Genomic DNA, 1,613 nt, shown 5'->3' on the forward strand with positions numbered 1-1,613 from the left:
CCCAGAACATTTAAAAGCGAAGAGAAACTCCTTCACCACATTCCGCTATTCGAAGGAAAGTAAAAAAGAAAAAAAAACACACGCTCCAAGAAAGACAACGCGCGCCTAGCAAGAAAAACATAAAGGAACCATACCATGCTCTCTGCAAAAACCATTAAAGAACACCTCGATAAGGGTTGGCTTCAAGCCATCGTCACCTTCGAAGTCGTCGGCTTCCCGAAAAAACACGTAGAAGAAGCAATCGCGACATACGTGAAAGAAGTAAAAACCAACAAGGGCATCAAAGTTGTCGATGAAGAGTTTGGGACCGCAGAAGAACAAGACAGCGGGCTTTTCAGCATCTTTTACGAAGGAGAATTCCTCATCAGCTCACTGGAAAACCTCAACTGGATTTGCATCAACTACACCCCCGCCAGCATTGAAATTCTCGAGCCAGGATCCTTCAAGCTTGAACCACGTGAACTCACCAACTGGTACAACGACCTCCTCTCCAAACTCCACGAAATCGGCCTGAAAATGAAGGAACTGACCGGCATGAACAAGCTCCTCACCGCGAACATGAACAAACTCATCCAAAACAGCATCCTCACCGCGGTTGATGCCGGCGCGTCAAACGAAGACGACATCGCCGCCAAGGTCGGCATCAACAAAGAACAACTCCGCCCGTTCCTCAAAAAACTGATTGAAGCCGCCAAGGTCAAAAAGAGCGGCACGACCTACGCCAGAACGCCCAAGCAGCCTCCCCGTCAAAAAAAGTAGAAAAAAACGGAGAGAAAACAAAGTTCCAAATTTCTCGAAAAGAAAACACTCAAGCGTTCAAATACGACAACGCATCCCTACGCAAGACTTCATGAACCCGCTCCACGGGCTGCGCACCATCGACAGGCACAACACGCCTCGGGTCCTTCCTCGCCACATACAAAAAACCCTCCCGTACCCGTCGATGAAACGCTTCTTCTGCCACGTCAAATTTTGACGGAGCCTCATCGCCTTCCCGCAACCCCTGCGAACGCTTGTAGACACGCTCGAGCGCGACATTAACAGGGACGTCTAACCAGTACGTTCTCCCCGGATGACAACCAAGCCATTGATAACACGCCTCAAGCGCATTTGAACGAGGAAAGTTAGACTTCAAACCAAACCCCTGATACGCAACCGTCGAATCATGATACCGATCACTTATCACCACCTTCCCTTCCAGCAGAGCAGGCAGAATCCCGCGGCGAACATGCTGCGCTCTATCTGCCATGAATAATAACGTCTCAGCGACTGTGTCAATACTTCCCTGCTCGCTGTGCAAAACAAGCTGCCGAATCTTCTTGCCAAGAACGCCCCAGCCAGGCTCCCTCGTGAGGAAGACATTAAAACCCTCGTTCTCCAACGACGCTGCAAGCAGCTTTGCTTGCGTCGACTTCCCGCACCCCTCAATACCTTCCAGCGTGATGAATCGATGAAAAAACCTGCGTCCCTTGTCAACATCAGAATAAATACTGCAAAACAAATCCATTCGAACTCCGAACTCCGAACAAGAATAAAAACCTTTCCCACATCCACCAAAAACCCTCCTCCAACAAACAACACCTATCTTCCACAGCAGAACGCTCGCCACACCA

At 49.5% G+C, this 1,613-nt stretch carries 2 protein-coding genes; one reads left to right on the top strand and one right to left on the bottom strand.

The genetic code is table 11. The features are described 5' to 3' along the window. Positions 1 to 135 precede the first annotated feature (135 nt). On the top strand, positions 136 to 759 hold the full coding sequence (locus D6783_01840) for a hypothetical protein (GenBank protein ID RME53510.1): 624 nt from the start codon (positions 136 to 138) through the stop codon (positions 757 to 759). A gap of 49 nt (positions 760 to 808) precedes the next feature. Here D6783_01840 and tmk read toward each other — a convergent pair whose 3' ends face one another. Then, the gene (gene tmk / locus D6783_01845; GenBank protein RME53511.1) at positions 809 to 1,507 is read right to left on the bottom strand and encodes a dTMP kinase; all 699 of its coding nucleotides are present in this window, start codon (positions 1,505 to 1,507) and stop codon (positions 809 to 811) included. Positions 1,508 to 1,613: the final 106 nt, after the last annotated feature.

Source organism: Candidatus Woesearchaeota archaeon, assembly GCA_003694805.1.
GTDB lineage: Archaea > Nanobdellota > Nanobdellia > Woesearchaeales > J110 > J110.